The sequence below is a fragment of the Bacillus sp. FSL R5-0416 genome (assembly GCF_037975425.1).
Taxonomy (GTDB): Bacteria; Bacillota; Bacilli; order Bacillales; family Bacillaceae; genus Bacillus; species Bacillus subtilis.
Genome location: NZ_CP150252.1, coordinates 252,011 through 272,919 on the forward strand (window position 1 = coordinate 252,011; position 20,909 = coordinate 272,919).

Below are 20,909 nucleotides of genomic sequence, written 5' to 3' on the forward strand. Positions count from 1 at the left end.
GTTCTTTTTATTTTGAATGAGTCATATCAGCAGCCGGCTGGCTTTTGCGGTTTTTTACATAATATATTGCATAGCAAATGGCCATAAATGGAACGCCGCAATAGAGTGCGATTCTTTGATTCGGATCAAAGGCAATGCCAACAACGGAAGCCAGGCATAACAGGAACGCGGCAATCGGCACGAACGGATACAAAGGGATTCTGTATTTCAAATCAGTAACCTTGTTTCCCGCTTCGATATAACGTTTTCTGAACATGAATTGAGAAGCAGCGATTCCCATCCACACGACAACGACGGCAAAACCGGAAATCGACACGAGCACAACGTATACAGTGTCTGGCGCAAATACGCTGGACAGCAACGACAGAATGCCGCCGATCATGCTGAACACCAGCGCGTTAAAAGGGGTTCCTTTTGACGTCAGCTTTGCAAATGTCGGATGAAGCGTTTTTTCTTTTGATAAAGACCACAGCATCCGGGAAGAAGCGTAGAGTCCGGAATTAGCCGCTGACAGGATCGCTGTCAGGATAACAAAGTTCATGATATCGGCTGCGTATGGTACACCGACTCTGTCAAAGACAGCGACAAACGGGCTTTTGATGACACCTGCATCTTGAATCGGAATCAGCCCTGACAGCACAAAAATTGTTCCGACAAAGAAGAGTGAGAGACGCCAGACCGTTGTTTTAATCGCTTTTGGTATTGTCTTGTCAGGATCAACGCTTTCACCGGCTGCGATTCCGATTAGTTCCGTTCCCGAAAAGGCAAAATTAACGGACAGCATCGTCATCAAAATCGGGACAAATCCATTTGGAAAAAGCCCGCCTTCCGCCATGAAGTTGGACAGCATCGGAGCGGCTTCTCCGCCTTTGATCGGAATGATGCCAAACATGGCAGAGCCGCCTAAAAGAATAAATAATACAATGGCTAATACTTTGATGCTGGAAAACCAAAATTCTGATTCAGCGAAAAACTTGACCGAAAATGCGTTAAGCAAGAAGATGAACAGCGCAAAGACGGCACTCCACATCCAAACCGATGTATGGGGGAACCAGCGCTGCATTAACAGGCCGGCTGCTGTGAATTCTGATCCCAATGCCACGGTCCATGTCAGCCAGTACAGCCAAGCGACCGTAAATCCGGTGCCCGGCCCTATGTATTTGGCTGCATAGGTGTGAAAGGCGCCGGTCACAGGCATGGCGACTGACAGCTCACCGAGGCATAGCATGACCAGATAGACGATGCCGGCCCCGACTAAGTAGGCGAGTATCGTTCCGGCCGGGCCTGCTTGCTGAATGGTATAACCTGAGCTTAAAAACAGCCCGGTTCCGATGACACCTCCCAAGGAAAGCATAAAGAGGTGCCGGCTTTTCATAATTCTCTGAAAGGTTGTCTCATTCTTGTTGTGGGCAGAGTTCATCTTTTTCCAACTTTCTATCAGCGATTTATTTCCTCCTAATAAAAAATCTCATGTCAGAAAGTGACACGAGACTCCGGCGAACCGGCTTTAGGTTAGAATATACAAACTATTCCGATAAGTCAAGTTGTTTTTAAAGAGCGGGCCCAAGCCGCAATTTCTTGAATATTTTCGGGTTTTGTCCGACAGCAGCCCCCAATTAGCCTCGCTCCTTTTTCATGCCAGGTGCGGGCGCTCGCCCCGTAAGATTCTGCGCATGCTGCGCCGTTCCACGTTTTTGTTTCCGGATCATATTGCTCACCTGAATTCGGGTAGACAATGATCGGTTTTGACGTGTTCTTTTTTAACTCCTCTATCAAGGAAGGGATATGCTGAAGCGGCGTGCAGTTGATGCCGAGTGCTGCAATTTGGCGGTGTCCATCAAGCCACGATGCGCAGTCAGCGGCAGGTGTTCCGTCACTGATATGCAGGCCGTCTTTAGCACTGAAGCTGATCCACGCATACGTTTCAGGAAATTCCTTCAACAGCTGAACAATCGCTTTGGCTTCAGTCAGACACGGAATCGTTTCGCATGCCAAAACATCAGCTCCGGCTTCAATCAGCGTCTTCATCCGGGGACGATGAAATTCAATCAGTTCATCTTCTGGTATTGCGTAGTTGCCGCGATATTCAGACCCGTCTGCAAGATAAGCGCCATAAGGGCCTACGGAAGCCGCAATGATCGGTTTTGGCCGATTCAAACGGTTCTCTTCAAGCGACCAAAATTCATCGCGTGCTTCAGCTGCTATGCTGACGGACAACTCGATGAGCCGGCGTGCTTCCGCTTCGCTCAGCCCGCGTGCGGCAAAGCCTTCAAATGTAGACTGATAGCTGGCAGTGATTGTACAATCGGCGCCTGCCGCGAAATAATCAGTATGAACTTGTTTAATCAGATTTGGCTCTTCCATCAGGATTTTTGCCGACCACAGACTGTCATTCAAATTACAGCCCTTGCGTTCAAGCTCGGTCGCCATGGCGCCGTCTAGCACAATAAGCGGGTATGTATCTAATATGTGTTGGATAGGATTCATAGAATGTACCGATGCCTTCTTTCAGATTTTTTTGAAAAAGATATGAAAATCGTAATGGAGGCTTACGTGTTTGTCAATAAACGCAAAAAGAGAAAGGTGTTCAGCCCATATGTCTGAACACCCTTTTCTTATGATATTTGTTTGTTGTGCGTGTCAGTCTTTGTGTCTGAAACCGGCCAGCACTCAATGCCATTATGGTTTTTGAGCACATCTTTATAAAAGACCGGATCCTTGCCTGCTTTTTTCTGGCGTGTATAGTCTTTCAGCGCTGTAAAAACGACCTTTGATAGTAAGAAAATCGCGATTAAATTCACGACGACCATCAAACCCATGAACAAATCAGCAAGATCCCAGACGAGCTGGACTTTGGCAACACAGCCAAACACGATCATTGCCAGCACGCTGATACGGTAGACAAAAATCAGTTTTTTGCTTTTGTTCAAAAAGCCGATATTGGTTTCGCCATAATAATAGTTTCCGATTAAAGCACAGAATCCGAATAACAAAATCAGAATGGCGAGAAAGCCTGATGCCCATGATCCGACATGGGAGCTGAGGGAGGCTTGTGTCAAGGCGATTCCGCTCAGACCCGGAGTATGATAGGCATCCGAAAATAGGATGATAAAGGCGGTGCTTGTACAAATGACCAGTGTATCTGTCAGTACACCAAAAGCTTGGATCAGCCCCTGTTTGACGGGATGGCTTGTTGTGGCGGTGGCAGCGGCATTCGGTGCGCTTCCCATTCCCGCTTCGTTTGAAAAGATTCCCCGTCTTACGCCTTGCATGAGTGCCGCGCCCAAAGCCCCGCCGGCGGCCTGATCAAAACCAAACGCATTTTTCACGATTAGCGCAAGCACACCTGGCAGCTGCGTAATGTTGGTGAAAATAACGAAAAATGCAACTCCGATATACAGGACAGCCAATACGACGACAATGGATTCAGCCAGCTTTGCAATGCGCTTGACTCCGCCAAAAATAATCGTGCCGAATACAGCAATTAAAATGAGTCCCAATGTCAGGCGGTTTGTGCCAAACGCGTTTTCAAAGGCAAGGCTGACTGTATTGGATTGAACCGAGTTGAAGACGATACCGAACGATAAGGTGATTAACACAGCGAACAGCGCGCCCATCCACCTTTTGTTCAGCCCTTTTTCCATGTAATACGCCGGCCCGCCGCGGAAGCCGTTTACATCTTTTACTTTATAAATCTGAGCCAGTGTGCTTTCCACAAAGCTGGATGCTGATCCGATAATAGCGATAATCCACATCCAGAAGATTGCACCGGGCCCGCCGAGTGCAATGGCGATGGCAATACCCGTAATATTTCCCGTTCCGACACGGGCCGCCATGCTGATGCAAAAGGCTTGAAACGGAGAAATGCTGTTTTTTGACCGGGAAGCAGCACCTTCTCTTAATACCCTGACCATTTCTTTCAGCATGCGAACCTGTAAAAACTTAAGCCTGAACGTAAAATAGATTCCCAGAGAAAGGAGCAAAACAATTAATAGCTTTGACCACAAAAGATCATTTGCAATACCGACGATATGTTCCAGGATTTGCTGCATACAATCACCTCTTTTTTCATGTTTAAAAAATGCTGAGCTCCCACTCCTGCGCCATATGCTTCAGCAGCATACCGCCAGTGAGGCTGTTGCCGTATTCATCAATGGCAGGCCCGTAAATGCCGATGCCGCATCCGGATTGAAAAGGCTGTTCTCTTCTGGCACTTGGAGGAACCAGCGCCATGATGCCACCGGAGACGCCGCTTTTGGCCGGCACGCCGACAAACGCCGCATATTTGCCTGAAGCGTTGTACATGCCGCACGTCAGCATTAATGCCTTGGCCAATTTTGCCACATCTTTTGGAATCACCTGCTCGCGTCGAATCGGATGATACCCGTCATGAGCAAGGATCAGGCCGATCAACGCAATGTCTTCTGTGGTGCTCTCCATAGCGCATTGCTTCAAGTACACCTCAAGTGTTTCTTCTACGTCAGCTTCTAAAAAGTTTGTTTCTTTTAAATAGTAGGCCAGCGCTCTGTTGCGGTGGGCGGTTTCCCATTCAGAACGGAATACTTCTTCATGAATTCTTGGCCGTTTTCCTATCAAAGTTTCCATCACCGAGTAAAGAAACTCGAGCTTTTCGTATGCCGATTCTCCGGGAAGGATCGAAGCGATGGTGAGGGCACCCGCGTTGATCATGGGATTGAAGGGCTTTCCCGGCTTGTTGATTTCGAGCCGAATGATTGAATTAAAGGCGTCACCTGTCGGCTCGACATCTACGCGGTCAAGCACATAGGGAATGCCGCGGCTCATGCAGGCGGCAATAAAGCTAATCACTTTTGAAATGCTTTGCAGGGTAAAAGAGACGTTCCAGTCGCCGGCGTGTATCATCGTTCCATCAGGCTCCAATACACAGATGCCGAGCTGTGAATCATTGACTTTTCCTAAAGCGGGGATATAGTTTGCGCTTTGTCCATTGGCGGCAAAAGGGCGATAGTATTCAACCCAATCATGAAGCTGTAACGCCGTGTTTATGTCTTTCTGGTGCTCTTTTATCAATTCTTTCATCGAATTCCTCCTCACTGATTTTTTTCTTAAAGGACTGAGGTGTATCAAAACGAAGGCTAAAGGGGCGTTAAACGCTTTCATAATAGCGGAAGGTATAATTACTGTATAATGGAGACTACAGAATCATACAAAATACGACAAAAACATTTTGAAAATAAGCAGTAAGATTTATAAAAACCTCATGTTCTGGGTCAAAAGCAATTTGCAGGTTTTCTCCCGATTCCCCAAAATAAAAAGCGAGGATGTGATCAACATAAAACTGGAACGGTTTATTGAAAAAGACGGATATATACTGGCCCTCATGCTGATTACGGTGCCGCTGGCCGGTGAACTGAAATTTTATCCCCTCAATGAAGAATTCCGGGTCAGCTTTGGGGCACCGGTTTTTTTCTTCTTTTTATCATTGTTGCGGCATGTGCCCGCTGTGCTGCCGGGTTTTCTGACTGGAGCGGCTGTTTTCATCTTTCGCGTCTTTCTGGAATTATGGGGCGGAGGACACAATGGGCTGACTCCGATTCTGTATGATCAAGCGTCTGGCTTTTTCTTTTATATGACTTACGCCTGTCTGTTTTCCATATTAAAGGCCAATCGTTTCCGTGAACGGCCGATTATGCTCGGTTTCATTGGGTTTATGATTGAAGTTGTGTCAGATTGTGTCGAGCTAACTGTGCAATTTCTCATTTTTCATACGGTTGTCACGCCTGAGAAAATCACTGACATTGCGGTGATTGCGATTTCTCACACATTTATTGTGATGAGCTTTTATAGTGTGCTGAAGCTGTATGAAACACAATCGAGAGAAAAACAGACAAGGCAGCAGCACGAGCACATGCTGATGATCGTTTCCAATTTATATGAAGAAACGGTGCACCTAAAAAAGACATTGAAAACGACAGAGAAAGTGACAAACGATTCGTATCAGCTCTATCGGGAAATGAAGGGCAAGGATGTTCAGCTGAGCGGCAGAATCCTGAGACTGGCCGGAGAGATTCATGAAGTGAAAAAGGACAACCAGCGGATATTCGCAGGGCTTTCAAAACTGATTTCGAATGAGAGTTTGAGAGATTATATGAAGGCTTCTGATTTGCTGCAGCTCGTGATTCGAATGAATGAAAAGTACGCTGAAGCACTAGGGAAGCAGATTGATTTTTACTGCTCGATCGAGGGAGAGCATGACGAATATCACGTATTTATCGTGCTTTCGATCATTAATAATCTAACAGCAAATGCGGTAGAGGCTATGGATGAAGAGGGAATGGTCAGCCTGAGGCTCCGTAAGCCAAATGAGAGTATGGTAGAATTCCAGGTGGAAGACAATGGCCCCGGGATTTCCGAGAAAATCGGAGACATTGTGTTTGACCCGGGCTTTACTTCAAAATATGACGAATTTGGCACGCCTTCTACGGGTATCGGACTTTCCTACGTAAAGGAAATCGTGACTGAGCTAGAAGGGGATATCACGTTTGATAATCAGCAGCGGGGAGTGGTGTTTGACATCAGGCTGCCTGTCCGGCATTTGATTCAGAAAGGGTGAACCGAAAGCTATGCGTTTTTTTATTGCAGATGATGACCGTGCGGTGCGGTCAATTTTAAGGCAGATCATTGAGGACGAAGATCTCGGGGAAGCTGCTGGTGAAGCTGACGACGGAAGCCAAGTGGAAGGGCATATGCTGCAATTTAAGCAGATTGATATTTTATTAATCGATCTGTTAATGCCCGGAAGAGACGGCATTGAGACGATTCGTCAGATCCAGAATACGTACTCCGGCAAAATCGTAATGATCTCTCAAGTGGAGGCGAAGGAAATGGTCGGGGAAGCGTACTCGCTCGGCATCGAATATTTTATCCATAAGCCGATTAACCGCATTGAAATTGTCACGGTTCTCCAAAAGGTGAAGGAGCGGATCGAGCTTGAACACTCGATTGGAGCCATTCAGCATTCTCTAAGCCGGCTTGTCAATCGGACTGAACGGAAAGCGCGTCCCCAGCAGAAGAGTGACAGCGGTTTAAAAGAGGCAGGAACATTCCTGTTGTCCGAGCTGGGCATGATGGGAGAAGGCGGCGCACATGATCTCATGGCGGTCCTGCAGTATTTAGCAGAACACGAGCAATCCGAGCCGCACGAAAAACAAAGCCCTTCGCTAAAACAAATATTCACCCAAGTAGCGGTACGGAAGCTGGGGACAGGGGCCTCACAGACGGAAGTCAATCGCGAAATGAAAGCCTCGGAGCAGCGTATCCGCAGAGCGATTATTCATTCGCTGCACCATTTTGCTTCACTGGGCACAACTGATTTTTCGAATCCAAAATTTGAAACCTATGCATCGAAATTCTTTGATTTTCCGGTTGTCAGCCAGAAAATGAAAGAACTCCAATCCAAGGATGCAAAACCCCTTGCACCTGCTAGAATAAATATGAAAAAATTCATCCACGTGTTTTTTTTGGAAGCAAAGCTTTTGCATGAGACGATGAAACAAAGAAGGATATAAACTAAACAGCCGGCTGACCAGGCTGTTTTTTTGCTGCGCAGAATCCCGGCCGGACAGTGATTTTCCGCTTTTTTATAAAATATCAGAAAATAAAGATATTGACTTATTGTTTATTTGTCTTACAATTAAACAAAAGGATATATGGGGAAGGAGCGGATGTGAAAGAAAAATTAATAAAAGCGCTTACAGATAGAGGCTGTATACACAAATAACAGGAGGTTATGTTGATGAGCCGTATCAGAAAAGCACCCGCTGGAATTTTAGGTTTTCCGGTTGCTCCTTTTAACACACAAGGAAAACTGGAGGAAGAAGCTCTTTTTCAAAACATTGAGTTTTTGCTGAATGAGGGCTTGGAAGCGATATTTATCGCTTGCGGGTCTGGTGAATTCCAATCTCTCAGCCAGAAGGAATATGAGCAAATGGTGGAAGTCGCAGTCTCGGCAGCCGGAGGAAAGGTGCCGGTCTACACGGGGGTGGGCGGCAACCTCAGCACAGCGCTTGATTGGGCGCAGCTGTCGGAGAAAAAAGGCGCCGACGGCTACTTGATTCTGCCTCCGTATTTGGTGCATGGCGAACAGGAGGGGCTGTACCAGTATGCGAAAACGATTATTGAAAGCACTGACTTGAACGCGATTCTTTATCAGCGCGATAACGCAGTTCTCTCTGTTGAACAGATCAAACGTCTGACCGAATGTGAACAGCTTGTCGGTGTCAAAGACGGGGTAGGAAATATGGATTTGAATATCAACCTCGTCTATACGATCGGCGACCGCTTGGGATGGCTCAACGGAATGCCGATGGCTGAAGTGACGATGCCGGCTTATCTGCCGATCGGGTTCCACTCTTACTCTTCAGCGATTTCAAATTATATCCCGCATATTTCGCGAATGTTCTATGATGCATTGAAAAACGGAAATGACGAGCTTGTGAAGGAACTCTATCGGCATGTGATTCTGCCGATCAACGACATTCGCAAACAACGAAAAGGCTACGCCGTATCCTTGATTAAAGCCGGTATGGAAATCATGGGTTTGAATGTAAGGAATACAGCCAGACCGCCTGTCGGCCCGGTTGAAAAAGATCATTATCAGCAATTGGAAGCAATTTTGAAGCAGGCGGCTGACCGTTTTCCGAAAAAAGCCGCGACGGTTTGACCAGAAAAAACACGAAAGGGGCAATGGGCATGTCTGTGATCACGGAACAAAACACGTACCTCAACTTTATTAAAGGAGAGTGGGTTAAGTCTCAATCAGGCGATATGGTCAAGGTCGAAAACCCTGCCGATGTGAATGATATTGTCGGATATGTACAGAATTCAACGGCTGAAGATGTGGAACGTGCCGTCGCCGCCGCCAATGAAGCCAAAACGGCTTGGAGAAAGCTGACGGGTGCCGAGCGCGGCCAATACTTATACAAAACAGCGGATATCATGGAGCAGCACTTGGAGGAAATCGCCGCCTGTGCAACGCGTGAAATGGGTAAAACATTGCCGGAAGCGAAGGGAGAAACAGCCCGGGGGATTGCCATTCTGCGCTATTATGCCGGAGAGGGCATGCGAAAAACGGGTGACGTCATTCCGTCTACTGACAAAGACGCGCTCATGTTTACCACCCGTGTTCCGCTCGGTGTGGTCGGCGTGATTTCTCCGTGGAACTTCCCAGTGGCGATTCCGATTTGGAAAATGGCGCCGGCATTGGTATACGGCAATACCGTTGTCATCAAACCGGCGACAGAAACAGCTGTGACATGCGCAAAGATCATTGCCTGCTTTGAGGAAGCGGGGCTCCCGGCAGGGGTCATCAATTTGGTGACAGGCCCGGGTTCTGTTGTCGGGCAGGGGCTTGCTGAGCATGACGGTGTAAACGCCGTTACGTTTACCGGTTCAAATCAAGTCGGAAAAATCATCGGGCAAGCCGCTTTAGCGAGGGGAGCTAAGTACCAGCTTGAGATGGGCGGCAAAAACCCTGTTATCGTAGCTGATGACGCTGACCTTGAAGCTGCGGCTGAAGCTGTCATAACGGGGGCCTTCCGTTCAACCGGCCAGAAATGCACCGCGACAAGCCGTGTCATTGTACAAAGCGGAATTTATGAGCGCTTTAAAGAAAAACTGCTCCAGCGCACAAAAGATATTACAATCGGAGACAGCTTAAAAGAGGATGTCTGGATGGGACCGATAGCCAGCAAGAATCAGTTAGATAACTGCCTGTCATACATTGAGAAAGGCAAACAGGAGGGGGCTTCCCTTTTAATAGGAGGAGAAAAGCTGGAGAACGGAAAGTATCAAAACGGCTATTATGTTCAGCCTGCCATCTTTGACAATGTGACATCTGAGATGACAATTGCCCAGGAGGAAATTTTCGGTCCGGTGATCGCCTTGATCAAGGTGGACTCGATGGAGGGGGCGCTGAACATTGCCAATGATGTGAAGTTCGGTTTAAGTGCATCCATCTTCACGGAAAACATCGGCCGAATGCTTTCTTTCATTGATGAAATCGATGCCGGGCTGGTTCGGATCAATGCAGAAAGCGCAGGTGTTGAGCTGCAGGCGCCTTTTGGCGGCATGAAGCAGTCGAGCTCCCACTCCCGAGAACAGGGGGAGGCAGCGAAGGACTTTTTCACAGCGATCAAAACCGTTTTTGTGAAGCCGTAATGGTGCTGGAAAGAGACGTGCGTCTCTTTCCCGGCTTTATCACAGCCAGCATATGATTCTCTACTTTGAAAAGGAGAAGATACTATGAAAAAAGACTTTGCGAGTGTTACACCGGCGGGCAAAAAAACGTCCGTGCGCTGGTTTATCGTGTTTATGCTGTTTCTTGTGACCTCTATTAACTACGCGGATCGAGCGACGCTTTCCATCACCGGAGATTCCGTCCAGCATGATTTGGGATTGGACTCGGTCGCCATGGGATATGTCTTTTCTGCCTTTGGCTGGGCCTATGTCATCGGACAGCTTCCGGGCGGCTGGCTGCTGGACCGTTTTGGTTCAAAGACTATCATTGCGTTAAGCATCTTTTTTTGGTCGTTTTTTACGCTGCTGCAAGGGGCGATTGGCTTTTTCTCCGCCGGCACAGCGATTATCCTGCTGTTTGCACTGCGTTTTCTGGTTGGTTTATCAGAAGCGCCTTCATTTCCCGGAAACGGCAGAGTTGTTGCCTCATGGTTTCCAAGCTCCGAGCGCGGGACAGCTTCAGCCTTTTTTAATTCAGCACAATACTTCGCAATCGTCATTTTTTCTCCTTTAATGGGCTGGCTTACCCACTCTTTCGGCTGGCATTCCGTTTTCGTTGTCATGGGTATTGCAGGCATTCTTCTGGCTGTCATCTGGCTAAAAACGGTGTATGAACCGAAAAAACATCCGAAGGTTAATGAAGCTGAGCTTGCGTACATCGAACAGGGCGGCGGGCTGATTTCCATGGATGACAGTAAAAGCAAACAAGAAACAGAATCGAAATGGCCGTATATCAAACAGCTGTTAACGAACCGCATGCTGATTGGTGTGTACATCGCGCAATACTGTATTACGACTCTCACCTATTTCTTTCTCACATGGTTTCCGGTATATTTGGTTCAGGCCCGCGGCATGTCTATTCTTGAAGCTGGGTTTGTCGCTTCCCTGCCGGCGCTGTGCGGATTTGCCGGCGGCGTCCTTGGGGGCATTGTGTCAGACATCTTGCTCAAAAAAGGCCGTTCACTGACCTTTGCAAGAAAAGTGCCAATCATTGCCGGCATGCTGCTGTCTTGCAGTATGATTGTCTGCAACTATACAGATTCAGCGTGGCTTGTCGTTGTTATTATGTCGCTCGCGTTTTTCGGAAAAGGCTTCGGCGCATTGGGCTGGGCTGTCGTGTCGGACACGTCTCCGAAAGAATGTGCAGGATTAAGCGGCGGTTTGTTCAACACTTTCGGCAATATTGCCTCGATTACAACACCGATTATTATCGGATACATTGTTAATGCCACTGGATCTTTTAATGGCGCGCTTGTGTTTGTCGGCGCTAACGCGATTGCGGCGATCCTCAGCTATTTGCTGCTGGTCGGGCCGATCAAACGGGTCGTGTTAAAGAAACAAGAGCAAGACCCCGATCAATCGTTGCCTGTCTAATATTTATGAAAGCGCTTTATAAAGGGAGGAAAATGCATGAGTTCACCGATACAAGAGCAGGTTCAAAAAGAGAAAAGATCGAATATTCCCTCAATTACTGAGATGAAGGTGATTCCTGTTGCGGGACATGACAGCATGCTGCTGAATCTAAGCGGAGCACACAGCCCGTTTTTTACCCGGAATATCGTAATCTTAACGGACAGCAGCGGAAATCAGGGAGTCGGCGAGGTGCCTGGCGGAGAGCATATTCGCCGCACACTGGAGCTGTCAGAGCCGCTTGTTGTCGGAAAATCTATCGGTGCGTACCAAGCGATATTGCAAACGGTCAGAAAGCAGTTTGGCGATCAGGACAGGGGAGGGCGAGGAAATCAGACGTTTGATTTGCGCACCACTGTGCACGCCGTCACCGCACTGGAAGCGGCTTTGTTAGATTTGCTTGGAAAGTTTCTTCAGGAACCGGTCGCGGCTTTGCTGGGCGAAGGGAAGCAGCGTGATGAAGTAAAAATGCTCGGTTACCTCTTTTATATCGGCGACCGAAAGCGGACGACCTTGCCGTATCAAAGCGATGAGCAGTCAGATTGTGCGTGGTTCCGTCTGCGCCATGAGGAAGCGCTGACGCCGGAGGCCATTGTGCGTCTTGCCGAATCCGCACAGGAGCGCTATGGCTTTCAGGATTTCAAATTGAAAGGCGGGGTGCTGCGGGGAGAAGAGGAAATCGAAGCTGTTACCGCATTATCGAAACGTTTTCCAGAGGCAAGGATCACTCTTGATCCGAACGGGGCATGGTCATTAGAGGAAGCTATTGCATTATGCAAAGGAAAGCAAGATGTGCTCGCGTATGCGGAAGATCCGTGCGGGGATGAGAATGGCTACTCCGCTCGTGAAGTAATGGCTGAATTCCGCCGCGCGACAGGGCTTCCGACTGCGACAAATATGATTGCGACTGACTGGCGGGAAATGGGTCACGCGATTCAGCTCCATGCGGTCGATATACCGCTGGCTGATCCGCATTTTTGGACGATGCAAGGGTCGGTGCGGGTTGCGCAAATGTGCCATGATTGGGGTTTGACATGGGGCTCGCACTCCAACAACCACTTTGATATTTCCCTTGCGATGTTTACCCATGTGGCAGCAGCGGCTCCGGGTCGGATCACGGCGATTGATACCCATTGGATCTGGCAGGACGGGCAGCAATTAACGAAACAGCCTTTTGAGATTTCTTCTGGCTGTGTCAAGGTGCCGGATAAGCCTGGACTAGGCGTCGATATTGATATGGAACAAGTGGAAAAAGCGCATGAGATCTACCTGAAAATGAATTTAGGCGCACGGAATGACGCGATCCCAATGCAGTTCCTGATCCGCAACTGGGAATTTGACCGGAAGCGCCCGTGTCTTGTGCGATAAGTTTGTTTGTAAATATTGTCATATCCGCTATTTTGTCTTACAATTGAACAACTGAAGGGAGAGTTGTTCGTGTACGAAGGTTTAGAGGATTTGAAAGTCGATACAGTCAATCGGAAAACATTAGCCAAGCAGGTCATCGAACGGATTGTCCATTTATTATCGAGCGGACAGTTGAGGGCCGGAGACAAATTGCCGACAGAAATGGAACTGATGGACATTTTGCATGTCAGCAGGCCTGTGCTTCGGGAGGCACTCAGTTCACTTGAAACGCTGGGCGTCATTACGAGAAAAACACGAGGGGGCACATATTTCAACGATAAAATCGGCATGCAGCCGTTTTCCGTCATGCTTGCCTTGGCCACTGATAATCTTCCGGCTATCATTGAAGCGCGGATGGCGCTAGAACTCGGACTCGTGACAATTGCCGCGGAAAAAATCAATGAGGAAGAGCTTCAGCGTTTGCAGAAGACGATCGACGATATTGCCAACAGCACTGACAATCTTTATGGTGAAGCGGATAAAGAGTTCCATCGAATTATTGCGTTAAGCGCCAATAACCCCGTCGTTGAAGGGATGATTCAGTCCCTGCTGATCACCCATGCGAAAATTGACAGCCAAATTCCGTACAGGGAGAGAGATGTAACGGTCGAATATCACAAAAAAATCTACGACGCCCTTGCCAAAAGAGATCCGTACAAAGCACATTACCACATGTATGAGCATCTGAAATTTGTCCGTGACAAAATTCTAAAAGGAATGGATGAAAAATAATGGTGAGCAACCGCAGTTGAAACGTAAGAGCTGCGGTTTTTTTAAACCAATTTAGAAAACGCTTACTAAAATATGAGGAGTGATTTTCATATGGCGATGAACCTCAGGAAGAACCAAGCCCCCCTTTACATCAAAGTGCATGAAATAGATAACACCGCGATTATTGTAAATGATGGAGGACTGCCAAAGGGCACTGTTTTCTCATGCGGGCTCGTACTTGAAGAGGATGTTCCTCAAGGCCATAAGGTGGCCCTCACCGATCTCAATCAAGGGGACGAGATCGTGCGTTACGGAGAGGTGATCGGATTTGCTGATGAGACGATCAAACGCGGGAGCTGGATACGGGAAGCCCTCGTGAGAATGCCCGCTCCTCCGGCGTTAGACGATCTTCCTCTCGCAAACAGGGTGCCGCAGCCGCGGCCGTCTCTTGAAGGCTATACGTTTGAAGGATATCGAAATGCGGATGGCAGTGCGGGGACAAAAAATATTCTCGGCATCACGACAAGTGTTCAATGTGTTGTTGGCGTTTTGGATTATGCAGTCAAACGAATAAAAGAAGAGCTGCTGCCGAAATACCCAAATGTCGATGACGTTGTGCCGCTGCATCATCAATACGGATGCGGAGTGGCAATTAATGCGCCCGACGCTGTCATTCCGATCCGCACAATTCAAAATCTCGCGAAGCATCCGAACTTCGGCGGAGAAGTAATGGTAATCGGATTGGGATGTGAAAAGCTCCTCCCGGAAAGAATTGCCTCCGAAAATGATAATGACATTCTATCGCTCCAGGATCATCGAGGTTTTGCGGCGATGATCCAATCCATTTTGGAAATGGCGGAGGAACGGTTAATCAGGCTGAACAGCAGAACCCGGGTGTCATGCCCTGTTTCGGATCTGGTTATCGGCCTGCAATGCGGCGGCAGTGATGCGTTTTCCGGCGTGACGGCGAACCCTGCCGTGGGGTATGCGGCTGATTTATTGGTTCGCGCAGGTGCAACGGTTTTGTTTTCTGAAGTGACAGAGGTGCGGGATGCCATTCATTTATTAACGCCGCGGGCTGTCAGTGAAGAGGTCGGACAATCACTGATCAAAGAGATGAAGTGGTATGACAGCTATCTTCGGCGGGGAGACGCAGACCGTAGCGCAAACCCGTCACCAGGCAATAAAAAAGGCGGATTATCCAATGTGGTGGAAAAAGCGTTAGGCTCGGTAGCGAAATCAGGCACAAGCCCCATCTCCGGCGTGCTCGGCCCTGGTGAAAGAGCAGAGCAAAAAGGCCTGCTGTTCGCGGCGACACCGGCAAGCGATTTTGTGTGCGGCACCCTGCAGCTGGCTGCGGGCATGAATTTGCAGGTGTTTACGACAGGGAGAGGAACACCATATGGCCTGGCTGCTGCGCCGGTGCTGAAAGTATCGACTCGGCATTCCTTATCAGAGCATTGGGCTGATTTAATCGATATCAATGCCGGCCGAATCGCGACAGGAGAGGCCAGTATCGAAGACGTAGGCTGGGAAATCTTCAGGACGATTTTGGATGTGGCAAGCGGCCGCAAACAAACGTGGGCAGACCGTTGGGGTCTCCATAATGATTTGTGCTTGTTTAATCCTGCTCCAGTGACTTGATTCATGTTTTTATAGCGGGGAGATGGAATATGCTGTAAAATGAAAATCAGCGTATAGGAAACGGAGGGGTTACAGCATGGCATTCATGAGATTCCGAGTGACACGAATTCAATAGTGAACAACTCTCGGCTGAAAGCGGGAGAATCGGGATGAATCCGCCTATGTATGAGCCCTTACATGATTATCAAAAAAGAGGGTGGCGTGCCTGCCCTTTTTTGTGCCTTCAAGCATCCCTTCTCTCTACTGCAGGCCGGAGCATGAGAAAGGGGAAATGGGATGACAAACCTTAACGAAAAACAGCTTATCACTGAGATTGTCGGGCTTGCACGCAGCCAAGGTTTGACGGTTCATTCTGAGAACGCGCAATTGAATGAAACCGGAATGGACTTTCAAGTTGTATTTGCCAAGGACGACACAGGTATGCCATGGGTGCTGCGAAAACCGCGGCGAAGTGATGTTGTGGAAAGAGCATCTGCAGAAGGCATAACGCTTGCCTTTCTCCGCGCGAATCTGACTGCTGATGTGCCGGATTGGAGAATTCATACACCGGAATTGATCGCTTACCCAATGTTAAAAGGAACGCCGGCTGCTGGAATTGACTTGGAACAAAAGCAATATGTATGGAATATGGATCATCAGCCGCCGTCAGACGACTTTGTCCGCACACTTGCCGACATACTGGCTGAATTACATGGCACGGATCAAATATCTGCTGGGCAATCCGGAATAGAAGTGATAAGGCCAGAAGATTTCAGGCAAATGACAGCAGACTCTATGGTTGATGTGAAGAATAAGCTTGGCGTATCTACGACGCTTTGGGAAAGATGGCAAAAGTGGATAAATGATGATGCATACTGGCCGGGTTTCTCTTCTTTGATACACGGCGATCTCCACCCGCCGCATATCCTTATCGATCAAAATGGACGTGTCACAGGACTTCTGGATTGGACAGAAGCGAAGGTTGCTGACCCAGCCAAGGATTTTGTTCTTTATCAAACCATTTTCGGAGAAAAAGAAACTGCCCGTTTGCTTGAATACTATGATCAAGCAGGCGGCCGGAAATGGGCAAAAATGCAGGAACACATTTCAGAGATGCAGGCGGCGTATCCGGTGGAAATCGCCAAGCTAGCTCTGCAAACACAGCAGGAGGGACACATCAATATGGCGCTGGAAGCACTTGGTGTAACATCGGATTAAGAATTGACTTCGTTTCATGAACCGAGTATTATAAACTCTACAAATAATAGAACGGATCAACAATCGTGAGGAAGAGCAAGTACGTGTCAGAATGGAGGTTCAGAGAGTCGGTGGCAGGTGTGAACCGATCCTCCCCTGATGCCGAATGGGCTTCTGAATTGCTTTGCTGAACGGATAGTAGGCGATGCCGGGTTTCTCTCCCCGTTACCAAGAGAGGAGTATCGAAACATAGATTTTCTGTACTTAGAGTGAACGGCTGTATAGCTGTTAATAAAGGTGGTACCGCGAGACCCTCGTCCTTTGCATAGGACGGGGGTTTTTTGTGTTTCTTAAAGGAGGTGACGGCCAATGGACGATGGCTGGTGGTGGCATAGCAGATGAGTTAGAAAGGAGGATATCAAATGGTCATTGCAACTGATGATCTTGAGGTCGCATGTCCTAAATGTGAAAGAGCGGGAGAAATCGAAGGAACACCTTGCCCGGCCTGCAGCGGAAAAGGTGTTATTCTGACTGCTCAAGGATATACGCTTCTGGATTTTATCCAAAAGCATTTGAATAAGTAAAGGAGAAAAGCTGAGCTGAGATGAGAGCAGAAGAGCAGAGTAAGATTCGTGAGGCCGCAGCAGGAACGATTTTTTTGCTGATCGGAACAGTTTGTTTTGCGTCTAAATCGATTTGGATAAAATGGGCATACCAAATGGGTGCTGAGCCAGATGCCGTGCTGCTATACAGGCAGCTGCTGGCTGTTCCGCTGTTTTGGCTGATTTTTTTAATATACCGACCTCCAATGCCAGACGGTAAGAAAAAAGGAGACCTATGGAAGGCTTGTGGCGCGGGAGTGTTTTGTTTTTTTCTGTCTCCCTTGCTTGATTTTATCGGGCTGAACCATGTATCCGCAATGGTTGAACGTATATTGCTGATGAGCTATCCGTTGTTTGTGTTTGGATTCGCCGCGTGTCGTGACCGGAAAATGTCTTCAATTCAGGACCTTTTCGCAGTTCTGGCGGTCATGTTTGGGCTTTTCTTGGCGCTGGGCGGCTGGAATGCTGAGCTTTTTCAGGCGAATATGATTGGAGCTGTATTCATTTTGTTATCTTCGGCAGTCTATGCTGGTTATCTTGTCCTTTCCGGGCATCTCGTCCATCAAATCGGGGGGATCCGTCTCAATGCATACGGGATGACAGCTGCTGGAGCTGCCATGATGCTTTACACAGGGATAAAATCGGCGGCTGGCATGAATACGCCAATGGCAGCATATCCGCTTTCTATGTATGGTTTGTTCGCGGTAATGGCAGTCGTAACCACTGTGATTCCATTTGTGCTAATGCTTGAGGGCATAAAACGAATCGGGGCACAGCGAGCCGCCGCCATTTCAATGGCAGGGCCTTTCCTGACGATTTTCTATGGAGCTTTATTTCTCGGTGAACGGCTTCGGCTTATTCAAGTCATTGGATCCACTGCTGTATTCTTTGTCATTACGGGCATGGAATACAGGAAGCTGAAAACAGGAAAAAAAGAATAATTTATATAAAACACACACGTTTTTCAATTACAATAAGTGTAATTACGTGTGTGTTTTTTGATTTTGTAAAGGTTAGGTGAGAAGATGCAGCGCATATTGCTTGTAGAAGACGACCACTCAATCAGTGAAATGGTGGATCATTATTTAACAAAAGAAGGCTTTGGAATTGTGCATGCTTTCGACGGAGAAGAGGGTATCCGGCTGTTTCAGCAGGGTTCATACGATTTGGTCCTCCTTGATATCATGCTCCCGAAGCTGAACGGAATGGATTTTCTGAAAATCATCCGGGAAAAAAGCAATATACCGGTCTTAATGATTTCGGCAAAAGACGGAGATGTAGACAAGGCATTGGGACTGGGTTTTGGGGCGGATGATTATATCGCCAAACCGTTTTCGATGATTGAGCTGACAGCCAGAGTAAAAGCCGCGATACGGCGGGCGACGCAATATTCGGCAGAGGAGCCGGCTGTGAATAAGGTGATCCGGATTCACCAGCTTGCGATAGATATAGACAATGTTTCCGTTTTGAAAAACGGAGAGCCGCTTCAGCTGACGTCAACAGAATGGCAGCTGCTGTGCTTATTTGCATCAAATCCTAAAAAAGTGTTTACGAAAGAACAAATCTACCGTTCCGTTTGGAATGAAGAGTACTTTGATGATCAGAACATCATTAACGTACATATGCGGCGGCTCAGAGAAAAGATTGAGGATGACCCCTCCTCCCCTCAATATATTAAAACGCTATGGGGCATCGGTTATAAATTAGGAGAGTTTTAGAATGACAGTGCTATGGGTGGCCGCTGTCATCGCTCTGGCGTGTCTGAATGTGATTCAATTCATAATGAAAAAGAAGCGGGACGGGAATCTGGCTTACACGGCTGACCAGCTTAGCTACATGCTCAGCTGGGATTCGGCAGGACAAATTTTGCTTCCTACAGACGATCATTCGCTCAAAGGCTTGCTTGTTAACATCAATCTTATCGTTGAGAATCGTCAGCAGATCAGCGCCCAATTTGCCAAAACAGAGCAATCCATGAAGCGGATGCTGACCAATATGTCGCACGACCTGAAAACGCCGTTAACGGTCATTCTCGGTTATATCGAAGCCATTCAAAGTGACCCGAACATGCCGGACGAAGAGCGGGAAAGATTGCTGGGGAAGCTCCGCCAGAAAACGAATGAACTCATTCAGATGATCAACTCCTTTTTTGATTTAGCGAAATTAGAATCTGAAGATAAAGAGATCCCGATTACCAAAGTACATATGAACGACATATGCAAACGAAATATCCTGCACTATTATGACGCTGTTCAGTCAAAAGGCTTTCAAGCAGCCATCGATATCCCCGATACGCCGGTGTATGCGCAGGCGAATGAAGAGGCTCTGGACAGAATCCTGCAAAACCTATTGTCCAATGCGATTCAATATGGCGCGGCCGGCAAGTTAATCGGGCTGACGCTGTCTTATGATGAGAGGAACATCGCCATCACCGTATGGGATCGCGGAAAAGGGATTAGTGAAACCGATCAGCAGCGGGTGTTTGAGAGGCTGTACACACTTGAAGAATCCAGAAATAAAGCATTTCAAGGAAGCGGACTGGGTTTAACCATCACAAAACGGCTTACAGAAAAAATGGGAGGCATCATATCCGTCCAAAGCAAGCCGTACGAACGGACTGCATTTACGATCACATTGAAACGCATGACATATTAATCGTAAGAATTTCTTAAGGTTTGAGAAATAAAAATGACAGGGCTCGCCGCTACAATAGAAAACAGGAAAAGAGAGGGAAGGAGAAACAAAGTTGACTTATATCGTACAAACAAACGGGCTGACCAAAACGTATCAGGGCATAGAGGTCGTATCCAATGTCAGCATGCATATTAAAAAAGGTGAAATCTATGGCTTTCTCGGCCCGAACGGCGCGGGGAAAACAACCATCATGAAAATGCTGACGAGCCTTGTCAAACCGACAAGCGGTGAAATCATCATCCTTGGGAACAAGTTCACCCACACGTCATATGAGGTGCTGGGGAACATCGGCAGCATGATTGAATATCCGATTTTTTATGAAAACCTGACAGCTGAAGAAAATTTAGATCTGCATTGTGAATATATGGGATACCACAATAAAAAAGCCATACAAGAAGTGCTGGATATGGTGAATTTAAAACAAATCGACAAAAAACCCGTCAAAACCTTTTCCCTCGGGATGAAGCAGCGCCTTGGAATTGCGCGTGCCATCCTCACGAAGCCGGACCTGCTTATTCTGGATGAGCCGGTGAATGGTCTTGACCCTCTCGGCATTAAAAAGATCAGGCAATTGTTTCAAGTGCTGAGCAAAGAGTACGGGATGACGCTGCTGATCTCAAGCCACTTGCTGAGTGAAATCGAACAAATTGCGGACACGATCGGCGTCATTCGGGACGGCAGGCTGCTTGAAGAGGTATCAATGGAGGATGTCAGGGGCCAGAACACTGAATACATCGAGCTTGTTACATCGAATCAGACAAGGGCCTGCTTTGTGCTGGAGAAAGAGCTGCAATTAACCAACTTTAAAATATTAAATGAGAAAACGATTCGAATTTACGAGGCTGAAGCCTCTCAGGCTGCCATATCCAAAGCATTGATTTTAAATGATGTAGACATTGAATCAATGAACAAAAAGTATACGTCGCTGGAGGATTATTTTATCAAATTGATCAACGGCAATAGCATCAGTGCGTAAAGGAGGAGAGACAC

At 47.6% G+C, this 20,909-nt stretch carries 18 protein-coding genes and 1 other annotated feature; of the genes, 14 read left to right on the forward strand and 4 right to left on the reverse strand.

Annotated elements, in window-relative coordinates:
- Positions 1-7 precede the first annotated feature (7 nt).
- From mmuP to NYE20_RS01425, 4 genes are all read right to left on the reverse strand, one after another.
- On the reverse strand, positions 8-1,420 hold the full coding sequence (gene mmuP / locus NYE20_RS01410; protein WP_161621317.1) for an S-methylmethionine permease: 1,413 nt from the start codon (positions 1,418-1,420) through the stop codon (positions 8-10).
- Positions 1,421-1,539: 119 nt separating this feature from the next.
- A complete protein-coding gene (gene mmuM, locus NYE20_RS01415; protein ID WP_095252703.1) occupies positions 1,540-2,487 on the reverse strand; it encodes a homocysteine S-methyltransferase in 948 nt (315 codons plus the stop codon).
- A 128-nt stretch (positions 2,488-2,615) separates the two neighbouring features.
- Positions 2,616-4,052 carry an alanine/glycine:cation symporter family protein gene (locus NYE20_RS01420; RefSeq protein ID WP_161621318.1) on the reverse strand — a complete coding sequence of 479 codons (1,437 nt, stop codon included), beginning with the start codon at positions 4,050-4,052 and terminating at the stop codon, positions 2,616-2,618.
- Positions 4,053-4,074: 22 nt separating this feature from the next.
- Positions 4,075-5,058 carry a glutaminase gene (locus NYE20_RS01425; protein ID WP_021481886.1) on the reverse strand — a complete coding sequence of 328 codons (984 nt, stop codon included), beginning with the start codon at positions 5,056-5,058 and terminating at the stop codon, positions 4,075-4,077.
- Positions 5,059-5,359: 301 nt separating this feature from the next.
- Between NYE20_RS01425 and glnK the strand changes: the two genes are divergently transcribed.
- The 14 genes from glnK (at position 5,360) to NYE20_RS01495 (ending at position 20,895) form a co-directional block, all read left to right on the forward strand.
- A complete protein-coding gene (gene glnK / locus NYE20_RS01430; protein WP_124073485.1) occupies positions 5,360-6,592 on the forward strand; it encodes a two-component system sensor histidine kinase GlnK in 1,233 nt (410 codons plus the stop codon).
- 10 nt (positions 6,593-6,602) lie between these two features.
- Positions 6,603-7,547: a glutamine utilization two-component system response regulator GlnL gene (gene glnL, locus NYE20_RS01435; RefSeq protein WP_003234824.1), complete on the forward strand. Its 945-nt coding sequence runs from the start codon at positions 6,603-6,605 to the stop codon at positions 7,545-7,547.
- 227 nt (positions 7,548-7,774) lie between these two features.
- Positions 7,775-8,701, forward strand: coding sequence for a 5-dehydro-4-deoxyglucarate dehydratase (kdgD, locus tag NYE20_RS01440; protein ID WP_003246372.1), 927 nt, complete (start codon positions 7,775-7,777; stop codon positions 8,699-8,701).
- A gap of 29 nt (positions 8,702-8,730) precedes the next feature.
- Positions 8,731-10,197, forward strand: a complete 1,467-nt coding sequence (gene gucD / locus NYE20_RS01445; protein WP_072173721.1) for an alpha-ketoglutaric semialdehyde dehydrogenase GucD — start codon at positions 8,731-8,733, stop codon at positions 10,195-10,197.
- Positions 10,198-10,281: 84 nt separating this feature from the next.
- The gene (gene gudP, locus NYE20_RS01450; protein WP_003234818.1) at positions 10,282-11,649 is read left to right on the forward strand and encodes a glucarate transporter GudP; all 1,368 of its coding nucleotides are present in this window, start codon (positions 10,282-10,284) and stop codon (positions 11,647-11,649) included.
- 36 nt (positions 11,650-11,685) lie between these two features.
- On the forward strand, positions 11,686-13,053 hold the full coding sequence (gene gudD, locus NYE20_RS01455; RefSeq protein WP_161621319.1) for a glucarate dehydratase: 1,368 nt from the start codon (positions 11,686-11,688) through the stop codon (positions 13,051-13,053).
- Between the two features lie 69 nt (positions 13,054-13,122).
- The gene (locus NYE20_RS01460) at positions 13,123-13,824 is read left to right on the forward strand and encodes a FadR/GntR family transcriptional regulator (RefSeq protein ID WP_003234813.1); all 702 of its coding nucleotides are present in this window, start codon (positions 13,123-13,125) and stop codon (positions 13,822-13,824) included.
- Positions 13,825-13,914: 90 nt separating this feature from the next.
- Positions 13,915-15,447, forward strand: coding sequence for a galactarate dehydratase (gene garD, locus NYE20_RS01465; RefSeq protein ID WP_021481880.1), 1,533 nt, complete (start codon positions 13,915-13,917; stop codon positions 15,445-15,447).
- Positions 15,448-15,723: 276 nt separating this feature from the next.
- Positions 15,724-16,644 (forward strand): macrolide 2'-phosphotransferase MphK, encoded by a 921-nt coding sequence (gene mphK / locus NYE20_RS01470; protein WP_129092908.1) that lies wholly within the window; start codon positions 15,724-15,726, stop codon positions 16,642-16,644.
- Between the two features lie 56 nt (positions 16,645-16,700).
- Positions 16,701-16,948 (forward strand) — a binding site (T-box leader).
- 97 nt (positions 16,949-17,045) lie between these two features.
- Positions 17,046-17,207, forward strand: coding sequence for an anti-TRAP regulator (gene rtpA, locus NYE20_RS01475; RefSeq protein WP_003234807.1), 162 nt, complete (start codon positions 17,046-17,048; stop codon positions 17,205-17,207).
- Positions 17,208-17,227: 20 nt separating this feature from the next.
- Positions 17,228-18,166: a DMT family transporter gene (locus tag NYE20_RS01480; RefSeq protein ID WP_131227080.1), complete on the forward strand. Its 939-nt coding sequence runs from the start codon at positions 17,228-17,230 to the stop codon at positions 18,164-18,166.
- Between the two features lie 96 nt (positions 18,167-18,262).
- Entirely contained in the window at positions 18,263-18,943 is a 681-nt protein-coding gene (gene ycbL, locus NYE20_RS01485) for a two-component system response regulator YcbL (RefSeq protein WP_009966453.1), read from the forward strand.
- Between the two features lies 1 nt (position 18,944).
- A complete protein-coding gene (ycbM, locus tag NYE20_RS01490) occupies positions 18,945-19,880 on the forward strand; it encodes a two-component system sensor histidine kinase YcbM (protein WP_339184296.1) in 936 nt (311 codons plus the stop codon).
- Positions 19,881-19,971: 91 nt separating this feature from the next.
- A complete protein-coding gene (locus tag NYE20_RS01495; RefSeq protein ID WP_038827618.1) occupies positions 19,972-20,895 on the forward strand; it encodes an ABC transporter ATP-binding protein in 924 nt (307 codons plus the stop codon).
- Positions 20,896-20,909 lie beyond the last annotated feature (14 nt).